Genomic DNA, 21907 nt, shown 5'->3' with positions numbered 1-21907 from the left:
TAGCGTTGGGGGTAATAAAACTGTCACGGCCGTGTGGTTTCAATGACATCTGAGATTCACACACGTGGCACCTTCAGTGCCAAGGAGGATGCTTATGGACAACACGGACCGAAAGCTGTTTATCCTGGATACCAACGTTCTGCTTCACGAACCCCTCGCCATTTACTCCTTCAAAGAGCACGACGTGCTCATTCCCATGACGGTGCTCGAAGAGCTCGACAACATCAAGGATCGCCAGAAAGACGTCAGTCGTGATGCCAGGGTCGCCATCCGGGCGCTGGAAGACGTGTTTCGCGACGCCAACCCCGAACAGATAGTGCAGGGGGTGGCCCTGGCCGGCGAGGCGAGCGGTCATATCTCCATCTTCAGCGATCACCATCTGCCCCAGGATGCCGAGGTGTTCACCGACAAGGAGGCGGACAACCGCATCATCAACGCGGCCCTCTACCTGCAAAAGCATGAGATGAAACGCCAGGTGGTGCTGGTCACCAAAGACATCAACATGCGCCTCAAGGCCAAGGGGGCGGGCCTTGCCCATGTGGAGGATTATCGCAGCGACCAGCTCATCGACGACATCCGTCTGCTCGCCAAGGGCTTTCAGGTGGTGCCCGGCAGCTTCTGGGAGCGGGTGGGCGAGTGCGACAGCGAAACCCATGGCCGCGATACGGTGCACGTTATTGATGCCAACTTGTTGGAGGGGGTACACGTCAACCAGTACCTGCTGGACGAGGAGAACTTCTTTGCAGCCAGGGTACTCAGCCACGATGGCAACAAGATCCGTCTCAAGGATCTGGGCCGCGAGCGGCTGATGTCACGCAAGGCCTGGGGGGTGCACCCCAAGAACGTCTATCAGGGGATGGCGCTGGATGCTCTGCTGGATCCGCACATCGACCTGGTGATCCTGACCGGCCCGGCGGGCTGCGGCAAGACATTGCTCGCCATGGCTGCGGCCCTGGAGCTGGTGATCGAAAAGGGGATCTACGAGAAGGTGATCGTCACCCGTAACACCCCGGAGATCGCCGAGAGCATCGGCTTCCTGCCCGGTACCGAAGAAGAGAAGATGATGCCCTGGCTGGCGGCGGTGACCGACACCCTGGAAGTACTGCACAAGCAGGACGAGAACATGAGCGGCTCGCTGAGCTACATCATGGAGAAGGCCAACATCCAGTTCAAATCGGTCAACTTCATGCGCGGGCGCAGCATCCAGAACACCTTCGTGCTGCTGGACGAGTGTCAGAACCTGACTGCTTCCCAGATCAAGACCATCATCACCCGCTGCGGCGAGGGGACCAAGATAGTCTGCTCCGGCAACCTGGCGCAAATAGACTCCAACTACCTGAGCCCGGTGACCTCGGGGCTGACCTACATAGTCGAACGGTTCAAGGACTTCGACGGCAGTGCCAATATCTTCCTGAACGGGGTGGTGCGCAGCCGGCTGGCCTCGTTCGCCGAGGAAAATCTCTGATTTAACTGACTATCTTCATACGGAAAAAGGGAAGCCAGCGGCTTCCCTTTTTTGATCCCGTTGCCGTCATTACCCTTGTGCACGACCAAGGTAACGTAGCAGTCCGGGGTGCTCGCTGTTCTGCAGTATGTCGGGTTTGCCCTGCAGGGCGATGCGCCCTTCGTCCACGAACAACACCTGATCGGCGATCAGCTGGGCATCCTCCGGGGTTATGCCAGGGGGAGACCATCAGCTTGTTGGCCATCCACTATGGAGATAGAGCACGACCAAGGTAACGTAGCAGTCCGGGGTGTTCGCTGTTTTGCAGTATGTCGGGTTTGTCCTGCAGGGCGATGCGGCCTTCATCCACGAACAAGACCTGATCGGCGATAAGCTGGGCATCCTCCGGGTTGTGGGACACCATGATCACAGTGATGCCCTGCTCGCAGGCGAGACGGGCCACTTCGGCCAGCATCTCCCGGCGCAGGGCGGGATCCAGGGCCGAGAAGGGCTCATCCAGCAGCAACAGCGGTTTTCCCCGCACCAGGGCGCGGGCCAGCCCGACCCGCTGTTGCTGTCCGCCGGAGAGCTGCTCCGGCAGGCGGCTCAGCATGTCGCCAAGACCGACCCGCTCTGCGCCCTGCTTCACCTGCTCGCGCTGTGCCGGACTTAGGCGCAGGCCCGGGTGCAGGCCGATGGCAATGTTGTCGAACACAGACAGGTGCAGGAAGAGGTTGTGATCCTGAAACAGGGTGGTGACAGGGCGCTCGGCCGGGCCGAGCGGCAGCAGATCGACGTCATCGAAACTGAGGCGGCCGGACTCCACCGGCACGAAACCTGCGATCATGCCGAGCAGGGTGGACTTGCCGGCGCCGCTCGGCCCTATCAGGGCCGTGATCTCCCCTCTGGGCAGGGTGGCGCTGAAGCTGACGCGCCAATCCGGGTAGCTGGTGACCAGCTGATCAATGTTCAGCATGTTGTCTTCTCCAAGAGGCCGCTTGACCAGCTGTCTGGCCGAATAAACGGTGAGGGTGGAGTCGTACGCTCTGTGCCTCAATGTTCAGCATTTTTTCCTCCAAGACCCCGCTCAACCAGCCAGAACAGGGAGAAACAGAGCGTGAGCAGCAGCAGGGCGGTGGCGGCCGCCTCGGTCAGCCGGTAGCTGCCGAGCTGCTGATAGAGCAGCCAGGGCAAGGTGGTGAGAGCCTGGCTGCCGAACATGGCGATGGCGCCGAGATCCCCGAGGGACAATATCATGGAGAGCGCCATGGCGAGCGCCAGCGGGCGGCGCAGCAGAGGCCACTCCACCAGTCGCAGGCGATGCAGACCGCGCACCCCCAGGCTGTCCGCCAGCCGGTCATACTGACGCACCACCAACTGCATGGGGGCGCTGAGGGTGCGCAGCACATAGGGCAGCGCCATCAGGGCGTTGACCAGCACCACCAGCCAGGGGCCCAGAGCAAAGACATCGGTGAAGGGCATGAACATGATGAACAGCCCTGTGCTCAGCACCACTGCCGGGATCATCAGGATCATGGAGCCGCTGGCCTCCCACAGGGCGGCGGCCCGCCGCTTGCGCCCACGCACCCTCAGGTGGCGGCTGGTGAGCAGCAGACTGGCGCCGAGCAGGGTCGCGAGCGACCCGGCCGCCAGGGCGATGGCCAGGGACTGGCCGCCCGCCTGCCACAGTTGGAGGGATGCCAGCGCCGTCAGCAGGCCGGGGTTGAAACCGGCCACGACTATGGCTAGCAGGGGGGGCAGGAAGATGGCAAGCCCGGTGGCAAGGGCCAGCCCATCCACCAGGCCTGTCCCCGGCTGATGGCGATCCGGCCTCAGGCAGGGGCGGCGGCTGGTGAGACGGCTGGCCGGGGTGGTCTGCAGCCTGTGTTGCAGCAGGAGCAGGGCGACGGTCAGCAGCAGCTGTACCAGCGCCAGTCCGCCCGCGGTGGCGAGATCGAAATCGAAACGCAGTGCCTGATAGACGGCCACTTCCAGGGTGGTGGACTTGGGGCCGCCGCCCAGCGCCAGCACTGTGGTGAAGCTGGTGAAGCAGAGCATGAAGATGAGGCTGGCGAGCCCCGGCAGTATGCCGCGGATGAGCGGCCACTCCAGCAGCTGGAAGATATGGGAGGAGCGCATGCCGAGCTGGCTGGCGAGGCGCCAGGAGGATTCGGGGATGCTCTCTATGCTCTGCAGGATGAGTCTGGCTGCCAGCGGCATGTTGAAGAAGACATGGGCCAGCAGGATGCCGAACAGGCCGTACAGGTAGTTGCCGGGATCCAGCTCCAGGCCGCGCAGCAGCTGTGGCAGCCAGCCCTGGCGACCGTGCACCGCGACCATGCCGAAGATGGCGATGATGACCGGTAGCACCAGGGAGAGGCCGAACAGCTTGAGCAGCAGGCGACGGCCGGGGAAGCGGCGCCGCGCCAAGGCCCGGGCGACCGGAATGGCAAGCCCCAGGCTCAGCAGGGTGGAAAGCAGCGCCTGCCCCAGGCTGAAGCCCAGCACATGGCGCAGGTAGGGATCGGCCAACAGAGTGCGGGGAGACAAGGTGCCCGCCTGCCACAGCAGGGCCGCGAGCGGCCCGAGGGACAACAGCAGGATCAGAAAGGTGGCCGCACTGCCTGGCAGCCACCAGAGGGGACGAGTGTCTGCGTTCACTGGGTGACGGCTTGCAGCCATTCGCGGATCCAGTTCTTGCGATTGGCGGCCACTTCATCAGAGGTGAAGCTCAGCGGCTTGGCGACCGTGATCATCTGCTCGAAGCCCTTGGGCAGCGGCTGGTCGATCACCGGGTACATCCAGTTGCCGGCGGGGATCTCCTGCTGGAAGACCGGGCTCACCATGAACTGCAGGAACTGGTCAGCCAGCTTGTCCTGGGTAGCGCTTTTCAGCTTGGCGGCCACTTCCACCTGACGGTAATGCCCCTCTGCGAAGGCGGCCGCCTGATACTGGGGTTTGTTCTCGGCGATCAGGTGATAGGCGGGGGAGGTGGTATAGGAGAGCACCATGTCCGCCTCGCCGTCGAGGAACATGCCATAGGCCTCCGACCAGCCCTTGGTGACGGTGACCGTCTTTTTGGCCAGCTGTTCCCAGGCGGCGGGGGCCTGATCGCCATAGACAGACTTCATCCAGAGCATCAGCCCCTGGCCCGGGGTGGAGGTGCGGGGATCCTGATAGATCACCTTGAGATCCTGGCGTTCCACCAGCTCTTTCAGGCTCTTGGGGGGCTGCTTGAGTTTGTCCTTGTCGTAGACGAAGGCGAAGTAGCCGTAGTCATAGGGGACGAAGGTGTCATCCTGCCAGCCGCCCGGCACCTTGAGGGCGTCGAGCCTGGTGTGATGGGGGGCGAACAGGCCGCTCTGCTTGGCCTCGCTGACCAGAGCATCGTCCAGCCCCAGCACCAGGTCTGCCTTGCTGTGCTGACCTTCCAGCCGCAGCCGGTTGAGGATGGCGACACCGTCTTCCAGGGCCACCAGATTGAGGGTGCAGCCGCACTCCTTCTCGAAGGCCTGCTTGATCTTGGGACCCGGGCCCCATTCGGCGGCGAAGGAGCTGTAGGTGTAGACGGTGAGGGTGTCGGCGGCAAATGCCTGGGCAGAGAGCAGGCCGGTCGCGAGCAGCAGCAGGGTCTTCATCAATGGCACTCCTGTGAGTAATGAGGTGCCATGGGCCGCGGTCTGCGCATCAATGGCACCTCTCTTGTGGTGAGGGCCAGCGGATGAGGGCGCAAAAAACGCGCGCCATGCCTCAAATTCCTCCGCCAGCATTATCTGGATCAGGTTCACGGGTATAATCTCAGCGGTAAACCGCACCCCGTTTGAGCAACGAACCGCATTGTATTGACCTTCTTTGGGGGAGGCCAGCACTATGTTTCAGGGGCCGCGCCGTGCGAGCCACCACCAAGGAGGATGCCCCCAGTGATCACCAGCACCAAGGAAAGACGTGCCTTCCAGCGCATGGTCATCAACGCCCCTGTCACCCTGTTCCAGCACCAGAAGGTGCTTGAAGGAGTCTGCCGGGATCTCAGCGCCAATGGCATGGGGGTCGAGGTGAACGAACACGGGTTTGATCTGGCCCAACCCATCCGGGTGAGCCTGGCCACCAGCAGCAACCTGCTGCCCCCCTTCGAGGCCCAGGCCCGCATAGTGCGGGTGCTGGAGGAGGAGGGTGGGCTCTTGCTGGCCCTGGAGTTCCTGCCGCTGACCTGAGTCCGCACGCCACCCTGTTCCATCGACCAGCCACCGGCTGGTCGATGCATTTTCGGCCCGGGCCAACCTTGCCTTCCCGCCCGGATCGCCGCTCCGGAGGCGACTCAGTGGCTGGCCAGCACGGGTTGGACGCTCAATTGCTTGCTGTCGACCAGCGTCTTGCTGGTGACGGCGATCTGGCCCATGGGGAGCTGGGCGGGGCCGGTCGGTTCCAGCAGCAGATAGGTCTCCCCTTGCCAGCTCAGGGTCGCCTGACCCGGGCCAGCCGGCAACGCGACTCCCAGCAGGGCATGACCCGGCACGAACACCATGGCCTGTTTCAGCTCGGGAAAGCGCTGGGCCAGCAGGGCCGCCATCAGGGTCACCTTGCTGTCGCAGTCCCCCCGGTTCTGCTCCAGCACCTGGCGCGGGCTCAGAAAGCCCTTGCCCGATCGCCCCGACTGGCTGTCGAGCAGCTGATAAGGGATGGCCTGGATGAAGTCGAGCATGTGCTCCACCGTCTTCTGGCGCGCCTCTGTCTCTGTGGCCCCCTCCTGCTTGAGCTGTTCGGCCAGGGGCGCCAGTTCGGCGCGGCTCTCCAGGGCGATGCGTACATGATCCTGCTTGATGGCGGGGGCGCCGTCGGGCGGGGTGAAGGGCTGGAAGTAGTGCTGCTTGAGCCACTCGGCCTCCAGCATGGCCTGCTCCGGCTTGACCCATAGCGAGGCTTCCCTGGCCTTGTCGGCGTTGCGGCTCTTGAGGCTGAGGGCGAGGCTGGGGCGAGAGAGGGAGAACTGCACCTCGGGGAACTCAAGTGCAGCCTGCTGCAGCAAGCTCTGCAGCACCTCCTCCTGCATCCTGGCCGGGCGATAGGCGATGAGCGGTGGCAGCTTGCCCGCCTCCAGCCGGTAGCTGAGTTGCTGGGCCTTGCCTTCCTTGTCTTGCCAGCCGACGTTGAGCTGGCCGCCGTTGCTGTTGAAGTAGGTCTGTCCGCCCAGGGCCGGGAGGCTGAGCAGCAGGCTGAGCAGTGAAAGGGCGCCCCTTGCGGACATAGGTGTCTCCTGTCGGACATGCAGAGGTGGCGGGCCTTGTACAGCGACCCGACAATAAAACAGGGAGCCTCGGCTCCCTGTTGATTCTACTCGTTTTCTTGTCGCAGGCTCGTCAAATCCAGCTCGGCTGCTTCGCCTCGAAGGCGCTGATGGCGGCCTCGTGTTGCAGGGTCAGGCCGATGGCATCCAGCCCGTTGAGCAGGCAGTAGCGGCGAAACTCGTCGATCTCGAAACCGAACGTGAGCGCGCCGGCGCGCACCTGGTTCGCCTCCAGATCCACGTCGATCTCGATACCCGGCTGGGCGGCAACCAGCTGGAACAGGGCCTCGACCTCCTCCTCCGGCAGGCGCACCGGCACCATGCCGTTGTTGATGGCGTTGCCGTAGAAGATGTCGGCAAAGCTCGGGGCAATGATGGTCTTGAAGCCGTAGTCTGCCAGCGCCCAGGGGGCGTGCTCGCGGCTCGAGCCGCAACCGAAGTTCTCGCGGGCCAGCAGTATGCTGGCACCGGCGAATTGCGGCTGGTTCAGCACAAACTCGGGGTTGGGCTGCTGGCCTGCATCGTCCAGGAAGCGCCAGTCATGGAACAGGTGCTTGCCAAAACCGATGCGGTTCACCTTCTGCAAAAACTGCTTCGGAATGATGGCGTCGGTGTCGACGTTGGCGCTGTCGAGGGGGACGACGATCCCTTTATGCTGTTTGAATCCTGTCATCGCTGTTTCCTCTTAGAGTGCGCGAATGTCGGCGAAGCGGCCGGTGACGGCGGCGGCGGCGGCCATGGCCGGGCTCACCAGGTGGGTGCGGCCGGCACGGCCCTGACGCCCTTCGAAGTTGCGGTTGCTGGTGGAGGCGCAGCGCTCCCCCGGTTGCAGCCGGTCGTTGTTCATGGCCAGACACATGGAGCAGCCGGGCAGGCGCCACTCAAAACCCGCCTCGAGGAAGATCTTGTCCAGCCCCTCGGCTTCGGCCTGGGCCTTCACCTGCTCGGAGCCCGGCACCACCAGGGCCTGTACCCCGGCGGCCACCTTGCGGCCACGAGCGATGGCGGCGGCGGCGCGCAGATCCTCGATGCGGCTGTTGGTGCAAGAGCCGATGAACACCTTGTCGATGGTGACATCACAGAGCTTCTGGCCCGGTTGCAAGTCCATGTAGGCAAGCGCCTTGCGGGCGGACTGCTGCTCCATCAGGTCGGTAAACGACTCCGGCGCAGGAATGGGTTCATTGACGGCAATCACCTGGCCCGGGTTGGTGCCCCAGGTCACCTGAGGGGCGATGGCGGCGGCGTCCAGCACCACTTCGGCATCGAATCTGGCATCGGCATCGCTCTTGAGGGTTTGCCAGTAGGCGATGGCCTGCGCCAGCGCCTCGCCGGTGGGGGCGAATACCTTGCCGCGGATGTAGTCGATGGTGGTCTGATCCGGTGCGATCATGCCTGCCTTGGCGCCGAGCTCGATGGCCATGTTGCACACCGTCATGCGCCCTTCCATGGAGAGACCCGTGATGGCATCGCCTGCGAACTCCACCACATAACCGGTACCGCCGGCCGCGCCGACCTTGCCTATGATGGCCAGCACCACGTCTTTCGCGCTGATGCCTTCGGCCAGCTTGCCGTTGACAGAGATACGCATGGTCTTGGCCCGGCCCTGCTTCAGGGTCTGGGTCGCCATCACATGTTCCACTTCGGAAGTACCGATGCCAAACGCGAGCGATCCGAAGGCGCCATGAGTGGCGGTGTGGGAGTCGCCGCAGACTATGGTGGTGCCGGGCAGAGTGATGCCGAGCTCGGGACCCATCACGTGGACTATGCCCTGGTATTTGTGGTTGAGATCGTAGAGACGGACCCCGAACTCCTTGCAGTTGGCGGCCAGGGTTTCCATCTGGATGCGGGCCATCTCGCCAGAGGCGGCGATGTCCTTGGTGGTGGTGGAGACGTTGTGATCCATGGTGGCCCAGGTCAGATCCGGGCGGCGCAGCGGGCGCTTCATGGCGCGCAGGCCGTCGAACGCCTGCGGGCTGGTCACTTCATGCACCAGATGGCGGTCGATGTAGATAAGGGGGGTTTCCCCTTCCACTTCCCGGACCACATGGGCGTCGAACACTTTCTGATAGAGGGTCTTGGACATTGCTCTGTATTCCTTGTTATGTGCTGCGTGGCTCAGATCCGTGCGGCTATCTGGCTGCCCATCTCGGCGGTGCTCTGTACCGGGTGCTGTGCGTTACCCTGATGCAGGTCGGCGGTGAAGTAACCCTCGGCCAGAGCCTGGGCCACGGCCTGCTCTATGGCCTGGGCCGCCTCTTCCTGCTTGAGGCTGTAACGCAGCATCAGGGCGGCGGAGAGAATCTGGGCTATGGGGTTCGCAATGCCCTTGCCGGCGATGTCGGGGGCCGAGCCACCGGCCGGCTCGAACAGGCCGAAGCCGGATTCGTTCAGGCTGGCGGAGGGGAGCAGCCCCATGGATCCGGTGATCATGGCGCACTCGTCGGAGAGGATGTCACCGAACAGGTTGGAGCAGAGCAGCACGTCGAACTGGGACGGATCCTTGATGAGCTGCATGGTGGCGTTGTCGATGTACATATGGTTCAGGGCCACGTCCGGATAGGACTTGGCGACCTCGCTGACCACCTCGCGCCACAGGATGGAGGAGGCGAGTACGTTGGCCTTGTCGATGGAGGTGACCCTGGACTTGCGCACTCGGGCCGATTCGAACGCTATCCTGGCGATGCGCTCGATCTCGAAGCGGTGATACACCTCGGTATCGAATGCCTTCTCCATGGCGCCTTCCCCTTCGCGCCCCTTGGGCTGGCCGAAGTAGATGCCACCGGTCAGCTCCCGCACGCAGGCGATGTCAAAACCGCGATCCGAGATGTCGGCACGCAGGGGGGAGAACTGCTCCAGGCCGGTGTAGATACGGGCCGGGCGCAGGTTGCAGAACAGCTTGAAGTGGGCACGCAGGGGCAGCAGGGCGCCGCGCTCCGGCTGATCGTTCGGTGGCAGGTGCTCCCACTTGGGGCCGCCGACCGAGCCGAACAGCACGGCATCGGCCGCTTCGCAGCCCGCTATGGTGCTTTGGGGCAGCGGGGTGCCGTGGTTGTCGATGGCGATGCCACCGACGTCGTGGCGATCATAGTCGAGGGAGAAGCCGAATTTGGCCTGTACCTTTTCCAGTACCTTGATGGCCTCGGCCATCACTTCCGGGCCAATGCCGTCCCCCGGCAATACTGCGATCCGATAACTGCTCATACTCTCTCCGTCCTGATGTTGTCTTGAGTTCCATCTGCCCAGTGACCCGATACTGCGAGCCTATACCTGTTCAGACTGTCTCCGTCCTGATGTTGTGATTGAATTCCGTCCTTTCAGCGAGCCGATCGCTGCTCAGACGGTTTCCGATTTGGTGTTGTTTTTATGTCCCATCTGCTCAGTGAGCCGATCACTCACTGTTCAGACGGTTTCCGATTTGGTGTTGTTTTTATGTCCCATCTGCTCAGTGAACCTATCACTAACTGCTCAGACGGTTTCCGATTTGATGTTGTTATTGCGTTCCATCTGCTCGGCGACCTGATCGGCACGCCAGATGCTGTTGATGACATGGACCAGGGCCTGGGCCGAGGATTCTATGATGTCGGTGGCCAGCCCCATGCCATGGAATTTGCGGCCCTTGTATTCGGCGACGATGTCGACCTGGCCGAGGGCATTCTTGCCTTCCCCCTTGCCCTTGAGCTCGTACTTGTCGATGCGGATCTCGTAGCCGGTGATGCGGTTGATGCACTGGTAGACCGCATCCACAGGACCGTTGCCGGTGGCCGCTTCGCAGATCAGATCCTGACCCACCTTGAGCTTGACCGAGGCGGTGGCCAGCACAGAGCTGCCGCTCTGCACCCCGAGGTACTCCAGCTTGAAGTGTTCGGGCTCCTCGTGGATTTGGCTGAAGAAGGCCAGCGCCTCGAGATCGTAATCGAACACCTGCCCCTTCTTGTCGGCCAGGACCAGGAACTTGCCGTAGAGGTGGTCGAGATCGTAGCTGCTCTCGGCGTAGCCCATGCTCTCCATGCGGTGCTTGATCACGTGGCGGCCGGAGCGGGAGGTCATGTTGAGGTTGTTCTGGGTGAGGCCGATGCTCTCGGGGGTGATGATTTCGTAGGTGTTCTTGGCCTTGAGCACGCCGTCCTGATGGATGCCTGAGCTGTGGGAGAAGGCGTTGGCCCCAACGATGGCCTTGTTCGGCTGCACCGGCATGTTGCACAGCTGACTGACGAGCGTGCTGGTGCGGTGGATCTCGTTGTGGCGGATGTTGGTGTGCACCCCGAGCAGGTCGGCGCGGGTTTTCAGGATCATCGCCACCTCTTCCAGGGAGCAGTTGCCCGCCCGCTCGCCGATGCCGTTGATGGTGCACTCTATCTGACGCGCCCCCATCTGTACGGCACCGATGGAGTTGGCCACCGAGAGGCCCAGATCGTCGTGGCAGTGCACCGAGATGATGGCCTGGTCTATGTTCGGCACCCGGTTGAACAGGGTCTGGATGATGCCGGAGAATTCGGTCGGCACCGTGTAGCCCACGGTATCCGGGATGTTGATGGTGCGAGCCCCCGCCTTGATGGCGGCCTCCACCATGCGGCAGAGATTATCAATCGGTGTGCGGCCCGCATCCTCGCAGGAGAACTCCACGTCGTCTGTGTAGCGCAGGGCGTGCTTGATGGCACCGACCCCCATCTCCAGCACGTCTTCGAAGCTCTTTTTCAGCTTGCTTTCGACGTGGATGGAGGAGGTGGAGATAAAGGTGTGGATGCGGAAGGCGTCGGCGACCCGCAAGGCTTCGCCGGCGGCATCGATGTCTTTGGGCAGGGCGCGGGCGAGGGCGCAGACACGGCTGTTCTTGATGTGGCGGGCTATGGTCTGCACCGATTGAAAATCACCAGGGGAGGAGACAGGGAAGCCCACTTCCATGATGTCGACACCGAGTCGTTCCAGCGCCTGGGCAATCTGCAGCTTCTCCTTGACCGTCAAGCTGGCCGACAGCGCCTGCTCGCCATCACGCAAGGTGGTATCGAATATGATGACTCGATCTGACATGTGACTTCCCTCTTCCTAAGTTCGGTGCGTGCATCCTGCATTGGCATAAAAAAACCCGTGCGGGGTGCACGGGTTTTTGTAAATTCCGGCTATGCCTTAGCCCGGCTACAAGGATCCCGCGCGAGAAGTCGCGATTAGGGGGAGCAGTAGTAGCGGAGCGGCAATATGCATGATGACTCAATCCTTCCAGTCGATAACGCTACTACCAATATCGAGATTTTTATGCTGTGTCAACTCGAAAGGACAGGTTCAATTCACTGTGTTATTTAATCGGATTGTAAAGGAGTGCAAATTTCCTTGTCCCATATTCGGTTCATGCCTGATTATCTGGTCGTTCCTGCTGTACTCGATCACCCGCACAATCAGATCGACTTATCAGCCCTTGCTGAATTATCTGAGGTATTCCATGGAAAAACGCAGACCTGGCCGTCCGGTCGGACGTTCCGACATTCGTGACAAGCTGCTCGCCGCCGCACGCGAACGTTTTCTCAACACCCCCTACAGCAAGGTGACGACCCGCGAGATCGCCGAGCTGGCCGGCTCCAATCTGGCGATGATCCACTACTACTTCGGCAGCAAAGAGGGCCTCTACAAGGCGGTGCTGGGGGATGTGGCCGAGCCGCTGGATCAGGCCTGGCATGACGAGAGCAGCAACCGCAGCCTGACCGATCTGCTCAATACCTACTATCAGGTGATGGCGCCTAACAGCGAACTGACTTCCGCCATCTCCAGCGCATTATCAACCGAGAAGAGTCCGGGGCGGGATTTTGTGTTGAATCGTCTGCTGGAGCGTCAACTGCCCCAGTTCGATGCCCTGCTCGAATCCATGCGCTCCAATGGCCAGCTGGGCGACAACCTGGATCCCGAGATGCTGAAGATCTCCTTCCTCAGCATGATGTGGCAGCCCTTCGTGATGAAGGATCTCTACGAGCAGGTGTTCGGCCTGACGGTGGACGAGAGCTTCATGAGCCGGCTGGCGGCCCACAACTGCCAGTTGATGGAGAACGGCCTGCGCGGTTCCCTGAACTGAGTCTTCCCGGGTAAAAACTGAAAAAAGGGCCGCATGGCCCTTTTGCATGGCTCATTTCACAAATCTGTTATCTCTCCTTCAACCAAGTGTCACTCCGCCGCCCTAGTCTGCAGGCAAGACTCAAGAGCAGGAGGCGTGATGAACAAGATCCAGCAATGGGACCTGCGGGTGTGCCGCGTCTGTCTGCTTCATCCCTACAACCGGTCGCAGGCCAGGATCAGCCGGCTCGTCTCCCGCACCGGTGACGGTCCCCTCTACGCCGTGTTGGCCGCCCTGCTCTGGTGGCAGGGGGAGGCGCAGCGGGAAGTGGTGCAAGTCGCCCTGCTGGCCTTTGCCGCCGAGCTGCCGCTCTATCTGCTGCTCAAGAATGCCCTGAGACGTCAGCGCCCCGTGGGCTTGCCGGTCTTCATCACCCCCTCCGATCGCTACAGCCTGCCCTCCGGCCATACCGCCGCCGCCTTCCTGATGGCCACCGTGCTGGCGGCAAGTTTTCCGCTCTGGGCGCCGCTGCTGTTTCTCTGGGCCATCCTGGTCGGGGCGTCGCGCCTGCTGCTCGGGGTGCACTATCTGAGCGATCTGGTGGCCGGCGCCCTGCTCGGGGGCGGCTGCGCCCTCTGGGCCCTTAACTGGAGCCAGGGATGAGGATACTGTTCGGGGTACAGGGGACCGGCAACGGTCATATCAGCCGCAGCAGGACTCTGGCGCGCGCCCTGAAGGCCAGGGGGATAGAGGTCGACTACCTGTTCAGCGGGCGCGCCGTCGACGGCTACTTCGAGATGGGGGAGTTCGGGGACTACCGCACCTTTCCCGGCATCAGTTTCGTCAGCCATCAGGGCTGCATCTCGGGCTGGCGTACCCTCAAGGGGCTCTCTCCCCTGCGTTTCTGGCAGGACATGCGAGCGCTGGATTGCCGGGATTACGATCTGGTGATCAGCGATTTTGAGCCACTCAGTGCCCATGCAGCCCGGCGCTGGCAAAAAACCAGTCTGACCATCAGCCATCAGGCCAGCTTCGACTGGCCCATTCCGCGCTGGGGGGAGAGTGGTTTCAACCGCCAGCTGATGCGCCACTTCGCCCCGGTGAGCCGCTCTCTGGGGTTGCACTGGTTCCATTTCGGTCAGCCGCTGCTGCCCCCCATCATAGATCCCATGACCCCGGTCCCGGACAACCAGCAGATCCTGGTCTATCTGCCATTCGAGCAGACAGAGCAGATAGCTGCGCTGTTGTCGCGCTTCAGCCAGCAGCGATTCGTCTGCTTTCACCCCGGTCTTCGCAAGGCCAGTCAATGGCGCAACATCCGCTTCGAGCCGGCGGCCCGTGAGGGCTTCAAGCTGGCGCTGGCCGGTTGCCGGGGTGTCATCAGCAATGCGGGGTTTGAACTGGCCTCGGAGGCGCTGTCGCTGGGCAAGAAGCTCTTGGTCAAGCCTCTGGGCGGTCAGTTCGAGCAGCTGACCAACGGCAGGACCCTGGAGCTGATGGGGCTGGCCCAGTTGATGGAGACGCTGGATGTCAATGCGGTGAGAGCCTGGCTGGAGGCGCCGGCACCCGGCAGAGTGCATTACCCCGATGTGGCGGGTGCGCTGGCCGACTGGCTGCTGGCCGGTACCGAGGAAGATATTGAGTCTCTCTCCCGCCGCCTGTGGGCCAGAACCCTCTTTCCGGAGGAGGTGTGCGATCGCCTTAGCGAGTTGGCGGGCAACCCGGCATTGTCCCGTCCCTGGTTATCGCAACTCAGCGCCTTTGACTAGACTGAATTGATCCCACCAAGGAGAGGACGGACACCATGCGCTTTACCAATGAAAACGGCGACACCATGACCCTGGCAGACAATCTCACCCTGCATGAGCTGCTCGACATGGGGGTCAGCATCTCGGTCTGTGAAGAGACGGATCCGGATCAGCAGATCTGGCTGGCGGAGCCGGAAGACGAGCACTAAAACGTTATGGTTTTGACGGCCCGCCCCCTGGGGGCGGGCCATTTATTTCCATCTCTGCCCTGATTGGCAGCATGATCCGCTAGTTTCCCCCCCATACTCCCCGCTTTGTTTCCGGTCTGGTGACCAAGTCACTGAATGTTAATAGCTGTTTGAAATTTATGACTGTTCTGGTCAGACAAAGCCGTGGACAAGCGTTCACAAGCGGGTTAAGTTGGTTTTTCACCCGCTTTTCGGGTGAATGATGGAAAAAACCTATTTTTCTACTATCGACGGCTCCGAACTCGCCTGGTCTGGATGCAGACAACAACAAGAGACGGATCGGCGCTGCCGGGAAGCAGCGGACTGTCGGTAGCTTTCGCTTAACGGAGCAAAGCCTGGAGGGCTTTATCATGGAGATGTTATCAGGCGCCCAGATGGTGGTTAGAGCGCTGGAAGATCAGGGAGTGGAACACGTTTTCGGCTACCCTGGTGGCTCAGTGCTCGACATCTATGACGCTCTCTTCGAAAACGGCAAGATGGAGCATGTCCTGGTGCGGCACGAGCAGGCCGCGGTGCACATGGCGGACGGTTACGCCCGCTCCACCGGCAAGGTGGGCACTGTGCTGGTGACCTCGGGTCCCGGTGCCACCAACTGCATCACCGGTATCGCCACCGCCTACATGGACTCGATCCCTCTGGTGATCCTGTCCGGTCAGGTGCCGACCAGCATGATAGGGGAGGACGCGTTCCAGGAGACCGACATGATCGGCATCTCCCGCCCTGTAGTGAAGCACAGCTTCCTGTGCAAGAAGGCCAGCGAGATTCCAGAGGCCATCAAGAAGGCCTACTACATTGCCGCCAGTGGCCGCCCGGGGCCCGTGGTGGTGGACTTGCCCAAGGACGTGCAGAACCCGAAAGAGAAATTCCCCTACCAGTATCCCGAGTCCGTTTCCCTGCGCTCCTACAATCCGACCAAGGCCGGACACAAGGGCCAGATCAAGCGTGCTGCCAAGCTGCTGACCGAGGCGAGCCGCCCGGTCATGTACGTGGGCGGTGGCGCCATCAACGCCAATGCGGATCATCTGGTGACCAAGCTGGCGGAGCTGCTGAACCTGCCGGTGACCACCACCCTCATGGGGCTGGGGGCCTTCAGCGGTACCCATCCGCAGTTCATCGGTATGCTCGGCATGCACGGCACCTTCGAAGCGAACAAGAGCATGCACAACGCGGATCTCATCTTCGCCGTGGGTGCCCGCTTCGATGACCGCGTCACCAACAACGTGAGCAAGTTCTGCCCCAATGCGACCATAGTCCACATCGACATAGACCCCACCTCCATCTCCAAGACGGTGCAGGCCCATGTGCCCATCGTCGGCTCGGTGGAAACCGTGCTGGAGCAGATGCTGGAAGTGATCCGCGAGTGCGGCTTCGACAACGACAAGCAGGCGCTGGCGGACTGGTGGAGCCAGATCGATCAGTGGCGCTCCCGCAACTGCCTGGCCTACGAGACCCACCCCACCCTGATCAAGCCGCAGCAGGTCATAGAGGCGCTCTATAAGGTGACCAAGGGGGAGGCCTTCGTCGCCTCCGACGTGGGCCAGCACCAGATGTTTGCCGCCCTCTACTACCCGTTCGCCAAGCCGCGCCAGTGGATCAACTCCGGCGGTCTCGGCACCATGGGCTTCGGCATTCCCGCCGCCATGGGGGCCCAGTTTGCCAACCCGGATGCCGTGGTCTGCTGCGTCACCGGCGACGGCTCTGTGCAGATGAACATCCAGGAGCTCTCCACCTGCATGCAGTACGGGGTGCCCATCAAGATCATCTCCATCAACAACCGCGCGCTGGGCATGGTCAAGCAGTGGCAGAAGATGTTCTACGGCGGCCGTCACAGCCACTCCTACATGGAATCCCTGCCGGACTTCGTCAAGCTGGCGGAAGCCTATGGCCACGTCGGCATCGCGGTGAGCGATCCGGCCGAGCTGGAGAGCGCCATGGAGAAGGCGTTCGCCATGAAGGATCGGCTGGTGTTCATGGACATCTCGGTCGACCCGGATGAACACGTTTATCCGATGCAGATAAAGTTCGGTGCCATGGACGAGATGTGGCTGAGCAAGACGGAGAGGACCTGATGAGACATATAATTTCCGTTCTGCTGGAGAACGAATCCGGCGCCCTGAGCCGTGTGGTGGGCCTCTTCTCCCAGCGCGGCTACAACATCGAGACCCTGACGGTGGCCCCCACCGAGGATCCCACCCTGTCGCGCATGACCATCGTCACCATGGGTGACGAGCGGGTGCTGGAGCAGATCCAGAAGCAGTTGCACAAGCTGGTGGACGTGCTCAAGGTGTGCGATTTGAGCGAAGGGGAGCACATCGAGCGGGAGATCGCCCTGGTCAAGGCACGCGCCGCCGGTGGTGCCCGCGACGAGCTGAAACGGCTGGCGGATATCTTCCGTGGCCAGATTGTGGACGTCACCCCCGAGCAGTACACAGTGCAGCTGGTGGGCACCAGCGAGAAGCTGGACGCCTTCATCAAGACTGCCGCCCAGACCAACGAGATCATCGAGGTGGTGCGCTCTGGTGTCTGCGGTATCTCCCGTGCGGACAAGTCCCTGCGTCCCTGATATCAGGGGCTGGTAATCTATCCAAAAGGGGCTCTTCGGAGCCCCTTTCTCATGGTCGCTCTAGGGAGGGGAAGTGCTGACCGGAACTGTCATTTTCTTTCAAATGATCGGTAAACTATCCACAAAAGCTGTGGAAAACTCTGTAGATTAGCGGTGTGTCTGACGTTAGTTTGCTGATCTTAAAGGGATATTCTGATTTGATCCTGACTGGATCGCAATTGTGCAATCCCCCTGCGCGGGTGTGAGTGTTTGCTTATCGCCCGCGCCTTGCCAGATGAGCCCCAGCGTCAGATCGGGGGATCTGCCCAGGATCCTGATTTGATCTTGTGGATCAACATCTCGCCGCCATAAAAAAACCCGCCGGAAGGCGGGTTTTTCACAGGGCCAGCGCGGGCGATATTACTCGGCCTGGGCTGCCTGGATACCGGTCAGGGCGATGGTGTAGACGATGTCGTCTACCAGGGCGCCACGGGAGAGGTCGTTGACCGGCTTGCGCATGCCTTGCAGCATGGGGCCGATGGAGACCAGCTCGGCGGAGCGCTGTACCGCCTTGTAGGTGGTGTTGCCGGTGTTGAGATCCGGGAACACGAACACGGTGGCTTTACCCGCGACCGGTGAGTTCGGTGCCTTGGACTTGGCTACGTTCTCCATGATGGCCGCGTCGTACTGCAGCGGGCCGTCGATGATGAGGTCGGGGCGCTTGGCCTTGGCCAGCTCGGTCGCTTCACGCACCTTCTCGACGTCCGCACCGGCGCCAGAGGTACCGGTGGAGTAGGAGATCATGGCGACGCGCGGCTCGATGCCGAAGGCGGCAGCGGAGTCGGCGGACTGGATGGCGATCTCGGCCAGCTGTTCGGCGCTCGGATCCGGGTTGATGGCGCAGTCACCGTACACCAGTACCTGATCAGGCAGCAGCATGAAGAAGATGGAGGAGATGAGGGACGAACCCGGGGCAGTCTTGATGATCTGCATCGGCGGACGAATGGTGTTGGCGGTGGTGTGCACGGCGCCGGAAACCAGACCGTCCACTTCGCCACGCTCCAGCATCATGGTGCCCAGCACCACGTTGTCTTCCAGCTGTTCGCGGGCGACCACTTCGGTCATGCCCTTGTTCTTGCGCAGCTCGACCAGACGCGGCACATAGCGCTCGCGTACTTCCAGCGGGTCGATGATCTCGACGCGATCGGTCAGTACCACACCCTGCTGTTCGGCGACGCGACGGATCTCTTCCGGGTTGCCAAGCAGCACCGGACGGGCGATGCCACGTTCGGCACAGATGGCGGCAGCCTTGATGGTGCGCGGCTCTTCCCCTTCCGGCAGCACGACGCGCTTGTTGGCCTGACGGGCCAGCTCGGTCAGCTGATAGCGGAACGCAGGCGGGCTCAGGCGACGGGAGCGGGTGGACTTGGCAGAGAGAGACTCGATCCAGTGCTTGTCGATGTGGCCAGCCACATAGTCCTGCACCAGCTCGATACGCTCGCGGTCATCTTCCGGGATGTCGACGTTGAAGTTCTGCAGGCTGACGGCGGTCTGCCAGGTGTTGGTGCCGGTGATCATGATCGGCAGGCCGGTAGCCATGGCCTGTTGGCACAGGGCGATGACTTGCGGCTCAGGGTGGTAGTTGCCGGTCAGCAGCAGGGCACCCAGCTTGACGCCGTTCATGGCGGACAGACAGGCGGAGACGATGACGTCGGAGCGGTCGCCTGAGGTGACCAGCAGGCTGCCCGGACGGAAGTGCTCGATCATGTTGTGGATGGAGCGGGCACAGAAGGTCACGGTCTGCAGGCGACGGCTGTCCAGCTCACCCTTGTGCAGGATCTTGGCGGCCAGGTGCTTGGCGAGATCCTTGGCGCGCGGGGCGATCAGCTGGGTGTTCCAGGGGATGCAGCCGAGGATGCGCAGCGGGCTCTTGCCGAACACCTGCAGCACTTCCAGGTTGTGGGCGGTGTCGGAGGTGTGGTGATGGGCCTCGAACATCTCGGTCAGATCGGGGCGGGTCACACCGTGCTCGTCAACCGGTGCACCCACCTTGTTGATGACGCAGCCCACGATGCGCGGGTTGCTGACGCCACCGAAGTTGGAGCAGGCCAGTTCGATGCGCTCTTTGAGCTTCTGGCTGGAGTCGTTGCCCGGATGGGTCACGAACACCATGTCGGCATCCAGCGCCTTGGCGACGTCGTAGTTCAGCTTGTTGGCAAAGGGTTGCTTGTCGGTCGGCACCAGGCCTTCGATCACCACCACTTCGGCACCGCTGGTCTTCACGTGCTCTTCGAAGCGGGCCACGATCTCTTCCAGCAGGATATCGGTGTTGCTGGAGGTGATCATGTTCTCGGCGTAGGAGAGGGCGAACGGCTCGGGTGGGTTGATGTTGGCGGCGGCGCGGATCACGGCGGTGGAGCGCTCGGTACCGGTTTCACCCGGGCGCGGCTGAGCAACCGGTTTGAAGAAGCTGACATTGACACCGTGACGTTCCATGGCGCGAACGACGCCAAGACTCACGGAAGTTACGCCGACACCAGTGCCGACCGGGATGAGCATAATAGTGCGTGCCACTTATTACCCCTTGTTCATTTTTGGGATCAGGAAAAGGCCGCCCTGGGGCGGCCTTGCTCTACAGCTAATTTATGCGCCGACCAGTTCCAGCGCGTCGTGGGCGATGACCCACTCTTCGTTGGTCGGGATAACCAGGGCCTTGGTGGAGCCAGCCTTGGTGATCTCGCCACCCTTGCCGAAACGTGCCTTCAGGTTGGCGTCGTGGTCGACGTCGAAGCCCAGCAGGCCCAGCTTGCCCAGGGTGATCTCGCGGATCGGGGCGGAGTTCTCGCCGATGCCGCCGGTGAAGACCACGGCGTCCAGACGACCGTCCATGGCGGCGGCGTAGGCGCCGATGTACTTGGCCAGACGGTAGCAGTACACGTCCATGGCGCGCTTGGCTTCTTCCTTGCTGTCGTAGTTGTCTTCAACGAAACGGCAGTCGGAGGTGACTTCGGTCAGACCCAGCAGGCCGGATTCCTTGGTCAGCATGGTGTTGATCTCGGCGACGCTCATGCCCAGCTTGTCGTGCAGGAAGAAGATGATGGCCGGATCCAGATCACCGGAACGGGTACCCATCACCAGGCCTTCCAGCGGGGTCAGGCCCATGGAGGTATCGACGGATTTGCCGTTCTTGATGGCGCAGACGGAGCCGCCGTTGCCCAGGTGGCAGTTGATGATGTTGAGCTCTTCCACCGGCTTGTTCAGCTGCTTGGCGGCTTCCAGGCTGATGTAGTAGTGGCTGGTGCCGTGGGCGCCGTAGCGACGGATGCCGTTCTCTTTGTAGAGTTTGTACGGCAGGGCGTACAGGAAGGCTTCTTCCGGCATGGTCTGGTGGAACGCGGTGTCGAACACGGCGACGTTCTTCTCGGCCAGCTCAGGGAAGACCTTCAGCGCGGCACGGATACCGATCAGGTGAGCGGGGTTGTGCAGCGGAGCATAAGGAATGGCGGCTTCGATACCGGCGATCACGTCATTGCAGATCCGCACGGAAGAAGTGAATTGCTCGCCGCCGTGTACCACGCGGTGGCCGATGGCGATCAGGTTCTTGGACAGTTCCGGGTTGAGCGGCAGGATCTTGTGGACGATGAAGTCCAGCGCTTCCTGGTGAGCGGCACCGGCACCCAGATCGGCGCTACCCTTTTCGCCGTTGAGCTTCCACTTGATGCGGGCGTCGTCGAGGTTGAAGCACTCGGCCAGGCCGGACAGCAGATCATCACCGGTGGTTGCGTCAATGACAGCAAACTTCAGGGACGAGCTGCCACAGTTAAGAACAAGAACCAGCTTACTCATGAATAAATCCTATCGCAGATTGGGTTGGGTTGGAGGATGCGCCGGACGCGGTGCGTCCAAAAACTATCAACTTATCCTTATGAGGGTTGGCAATCTGTTGCTTGCCCCTTGTATAGTGATACAAGACCCGGAATTCTGACGTCCCTGACAGGCCAGCAGCAAACCACTGGCGTAAAAATTGGGCGTACAAAGGATAACCTGATTGTTGAAAAATAACAAAGTCATCCTCAACCTTTGTTATCGCCTCTCAAATATTGTCGAGGTTTTGCCGTTAATACGTTCAAAAAGAGCTCGGAGGTAGTATGAGCATGAACATTTTTGGAACTAAATTACAGCAAGGCCGTCATTATATGACTCTTTGGCCGCGCCGTCCCGAGCTTAATTCCATGTTCCCGGAGAATCGGGTGATCAAGGCCACCGAGTTCGCTCTCAGGGTCATCCCGGCACTCGCCGTGCTCAGCGTCATGCTGCAGTTCCAGTTCGGCGAACTGCACTACTGGCCCTCCGTGATGGCCTCCGTGCTCTTCCTGCTCAGCCTGCCGCTGCAAGGCTATTACTGGCTCGGCCAGCGTGCCGATACCCGTCTTCCCCCCTCCCTTGCCAATTGGTACAGGGAGATCAACGGCAAGATGAACGAGCAGGGCGGTCATCGTCAGCTGGTGGCCCGCCCCCGTTACGAGGAGCTGGCCGATACCCTCAACGCCGCCTTCAAGCAGCTGGACAAATCCTTCCTCTACGAATAACCCCGGCAGGGGAGCAAA

At 61.6% G+C, this 21907-nt stretch carries 19 protein-coding genes, 1 pseudogene and 1 riboswitch; of the genes and pseudogenes, 9 read left to right on the top strand and 11 right to left on the bottom strand.

Annotated elements, in window-relative coordinates:
• The first annotated feature begins 94 nt into the window (after positions 1-94).
• Positions 95-1465, top strand: coding sequence for a PhoH family protein (locus tag KI797_RS16870; protein ID WP_043130560.1), 1371 nt, complete (start codon positions 95-97; stop codon positions 1463-1465).
• 69 nt (positions 1466-1534) lie between these two features.
• Here KI797_RS16870 and KI797_RS21225 read toward each other — a convergent pair.
• From KI797_RS21225 to thiB, 4 genes and pseudogenes are all read right to left on the bottom strand, one after another.
• Positions 1535-1672: pseudogene (locus KI797_RS21225) on the bottom strand (thiamine ABC transporter ATP-binding protein); the annotation flags it as partial.
• Between the two features lie 40 nt (positions 1673-1712).
• Positions 1713-2420, bottom strand: coding sequence for a thiamine ABC transporter ATP-binding protein (gene thiQ, locus KI797_RS16860; RefSeq protein ID WP_182786332.1), 708 nt, complete (start codon positions 2418-2420; stop codon positions 1713-1715).
• A 77-nt stretch (positions 2421-2497) separates the two neighbouring features.
• Positions 2498-4126, bottom strand: a complete 1629-nt coding sequence (thiP, locus tag KI797_RS16855) for a thiamine/thiamine pyrophosphate ABC transporter permease (RefSeq protein WP_218409628.1) — start codon at positions 4124-4126, stop codon at positions 2498-2500.
• Entirely contained in the window at positions 4102-5082 is a 981-nt protein-coding gene (gene thiB / locus KI797_RS16850) for a thiamine ABC transporter substrate binding subunit (RefSeq protein WP_226170231.1), read from the bottom strand. The genes thiP and thiB overlap by 25 nt, the downstream gene beginning before the upstream one ends.
• 100 nt (positions 5083-5182) lie before the next feature.
• A riboswitch (TPP riboswitch) is annotated at positions 5183-5273 on the bottom strand.
• A 91-nt stretch (positions 5274-5364) separates the two neighbouring features.
• Between thiB and KI797_RS16845 the strand changes: the two genes are divergently transcribed.
• A complete protein-coding gene (locus KI797_RS16845) occupies positions 5365-5655 on the top strand; it encodes a PilZ domain-containing protein (protein ID WP_171272553.1) in 291 nt (96 codons plus the stop codon).
• A gap of 104 nt (positions 5656-5759) precedes the next feature.
• Here the strand turns inward: KI797_RS16845 and KI797_RS16840 are convergent, their stop codons facing one another.
• From KI797_RS16840 to leuA, 5 genes are all read right to left on the bottom strand, one after another.
• Positions 5760-6686 (bottom strand): transglutaminase domain-containing protein, encoded by a 927-nt coding sequence (locus tag KI797_RS16840; RefSeq protein ID WP_182786326.1) that lies wholly within the window; start codon positions 6684-6686, stop codon positions 5760-5762.
• Positions 6687-6798: 112 nt separating this feature from the next.
• On the bottom strand, positions 6799-7398 hold the full coding sequence (gene leuD / locus KI797_RS16835; protein WP_182786324.1) for a 3-isopropylmalate dehydratase small subunit: 600 nt from the start codon (positions 7396-7398) through the stop codon (positions 6799-6801).
• A gap of 12 nt (positions 7399-7410) precedes the next feature.
• Positions 7411-8808, bottom strand: coding sequence for a 3-isopropylmalate dehydratase large subunit (leuC, locus tag KI797_RS16830; protein ID WP_182786322.1), 1398 nt, complete (start codon positions 8806-8808; stop codon positions 7411-7413).
• Between the two features lie 32 nt (positions 8809-8840).
• A complete protein-coding gene (gene leuB / locus KI797_RS16825) occupies positions 8841-9926 on the bottom strand; it encodes a 3-isopropylmalate dehydrogenase (RefSeq protein WP_182786320.1) in 1086 nt (361 codons plus the stop codon).
• A gap of 264 nt (positions 9927-10190) precedes the next feature.
• A complete protein-coding gene (leuA, locus tag KI797_RS16820; RefSeq protein WP_171272549.1) occupies positions 10191-11753 on the bottom strand; it encodes a 2-isopropylmalate synthase in 1563 nt (520 codons plus the stop codon).
• Positions 11754-12159: 406 nt separating this feature from the next.
• Between leuA and KI797_RS16815 the strand changes: the two genes are divergently transcribed.
• From KI797_RS16815 to ilvN, 6 genes are all read left to right on the top strand, one after another.
• The gene (locus KI797_RS16815; RefSeq protein WP_005323843.1) at positions 12160-12783 is read left to right on the top strand and encodes a TetR/AcrR family transcriptional regulator; all 624 of its coding nucleotides are present in this window, start codon (positions 12160-12162) and stop codon (positions 12781-12783) included.
• A gap of 138 nt (positions 12784-12921) precedes the next feature.
• Positions 12922-13425: a phosphatase PAP2 family protein gene (locus KI797_RS16810; RefSeq protein WP_182786318.1), complete on the top strand. Its 504-nt coding sequence runs from the start codon at positions 12922-12924 to the stop codon at positions 13423-13425.
• Complete coding sequence (locus KI797_RS16805; RefSeq protein WP_182786316.1) at positions 13422-14531, top strand: MJ1255/VC2487 family glycosyltransferase; 1110 nt, start codon at positions 13422-13424, stop codon at positions 14529-14531. The genes KI797_RS16810 and KI797_RS16805 overlap by 4 nt, the downstream gene beginning before the upstream one ends.
• Before the next feature lie 35 nt (positions 14532-14566).
• The gene (locus KI797_RS16800) at positions 14567-14719 is read left to right on the top strand and encodes a hypothetical protein (protein WP_005323837.1); all 153 of its coding nucleotides are present in this window, start codon (positions 14567-14569) and stop codon (positions 14717-14719) included.
• A 389-nt stretch (positions 14720-15108) separates the two neighbouring features.
• The gene (locus tag KI797_RS16795) at positions 15109-16827 is read left to right on the top strand and encodes an acetolactate synthase 3 large subunit (protein WP_005323836.1); all 1719 of its coding nucleotides are present in this window, start codon (positions 15109-15111) and stop codon (positions 16825-16827) included.
• The gene (ilvN, locus tag KI797_RS16790; RefSeq protein ID WP_025328160.1) at positions 16827-17321 is read left to right on the top strand and encodes an acetolactate synthase small subunit; all 495 of its coding nucleotides are present in this window, start codon (positions 16827-16829) and stop codon (positions 17319-17321) included. Before KI797_RS16795 ends, ilvN begins: the two co-directional genes overlap by 1 nt.
• A gap of 399 nt (positions 17322-17720) precedes the next feature.
• Here the strand turns inward: ilvN and pta are convergent, their stop codons facing one another.
• Both pta and KI797_RS16780 read right to left on the bottom strand, forming a co-directional pair.
• Positions 17721-19859 (bottom strand): phosphate acetyltransferase, encoded by a 2139-nt coding sequence (pta, locus tag KI797_RS16785; protein WP_171277276.1) that lies wholly within the window; start codon positions 19857-19859, stop codon positions 17721-17723.
• Between the two features lie 84 nt (positions 19860-19943).
• Positions 19944-21146: an acetate kinase gene (locus tag KI797_RS16780; protein WP_005323830.1), complete on the bottom strand. Its 1203-nt coding sequence runs from the start codon at positions 21144-21146 to the stop codon at positions 19944-19946.
• A 302-nt stretch (positions 21147-21448) separates the two neighbouring features.
• Between KI797_RS16780 and yfbV the strand changes: the two genes are divergently transcribed.
• Positions 21449-21889, top strand: coding sequence for a terminus macrodomain insulation protein YfbV (yfbV, locus tag KI797_RS16775; RefSeq protein WP_025328157.1), 441 nt, complete (start codon positions 21449-21451; stop codon positions 21887-21889).
• Positions 21890-21907 lie beyond the last annotated feature (18 nt).

It is taken from the genome of Aeromonas media (assembly GCF_020423125.1).
Lineage (GTDB): Bacteria > Pseudomonadota > Gammaproteobacteria > Enterobacterales > Aeromonadaceae > Aeromonas > Aeromonas media.
The sequence above is the reverse complement of the archived record's forward strand: the minus strand, read 5'-3'. Positions and strand labels throughout refer to the sequence as shown.

Coding starts and splice junctions, on each gene's coding strand:
- KI797_RS16870 (WP_043130560.1), top strand. CDS start 95: ATGGACAACACGGACCGAAAGCTGTTTATCCTGGATACCAACGTTCTG.
- thiQ (WP_182786332.1), bottom strand. CDS start 2,420: ATGCTGAACATTGATCAGCTGGTCACCAGCTACCCGGATTGGCGCGTC.
- thiP (WP_218409628.1), bottom strand. CDS start 4,126: ATGGCTGCAAGCCGTCACCCAGTGAACGCAGACACTCGTCCCCTCTGG.
- thiB (WP_226170231.1), bottom strand. CDS start 5,082: ATGAAGACCCTGCTGCTGCTCGCGACCGGCCTGCTCTCTGCCCAGGCA.
- KI797_RS16840 (WP_182786326.1), bottom strand. CDS start 6,686: ATGTCCGCAAGGGGCGCCCTTTCACTGCTCAGCCTGCTGCTCAGCCTC.
- leuD (WP_182786324.1), bottom strand. CDS start 7,398: ATGACAGGATTCAAACAGCATAAAGGGATCGTCGTCCCCCTCGACAGC.
- leuC (WP_182786322.1), bottom strand. CDS start 8,808: ATGTCCAAGACCCTCTATCAGAAAGTGTTCGACGCCCATGTGGTCCGG.
- leuB (WP_182786320.1), bottom strand. CDS start 9,926: ATGAGCAGTTATCGGATCGCAGTATTGCCGGGGGACGGCATTGGCCCG.
- leuA (WP_171272549.1), bottom strand. CDS start 11,753: ATGTCAGATCGAGTCATCATATTCGATACCACCTTGCGTGATGGCGAG.
- KI797_RS16815 (WP_005323843.1), top strand. CDS start 12,160: ATGGAAAAACGCAGACCTGGCCGTCCGGTCGGACGTTCCGACATTCGT.
- KI797_RS16810 (WP_182786318.1), top strand. CDS start 12,922: ATGAACAAGATCCAGCAATGGGACCTGCGGGTGTGCCGCGTCTGTCTG.
- KI797_RS16805 (WP_182786316.1), top strand. CDS start 13,422: ATGAGGATACTGTTCGGGGTACAGGGGACCGGCAACGGTCATATCAGC.
- KI797_RS16800 (WP_005323837.1), top strand. CDS start 14,567: ATGCGCTTTACCAATGAAAACGGCGACACCATGACCCTGGCAGACAAT.
- KI797_RS16795 (WP_005323836.1), top strand. CDS start 15,109: ATGGAGATGTTATCAGGCGCCCAGATGGTGGTTAGAGCGCTGGAAGAT.
- ilvN (WP_025328160.1), top strand. CDS start 16,827: ATGAGACATATAATTTCCGTTCTGCTGGAGAACGAATCCGGCGCCCTG.
- pta (WP_171277276.1), bottom strand. CDS start 19,859: ATGCTCATCCCGGTCGGCACTGGTGTCGGCGTAACTTCCGTGAGTCTT.
- KI797_RS16780 (WP_005323830.1), bottom strand. CDS start 21,146: ATGAGTAAGCTGGTTCTTGTTCTTAACTGTGGCAGCTCGTCCCTGAAG.
- yfbV (WP_025328157.1), top strand. CDS start 21,449: ATGAGCATGAACATTTTTGGAACTAAATTACAGCAAGGCCGTCATTAT.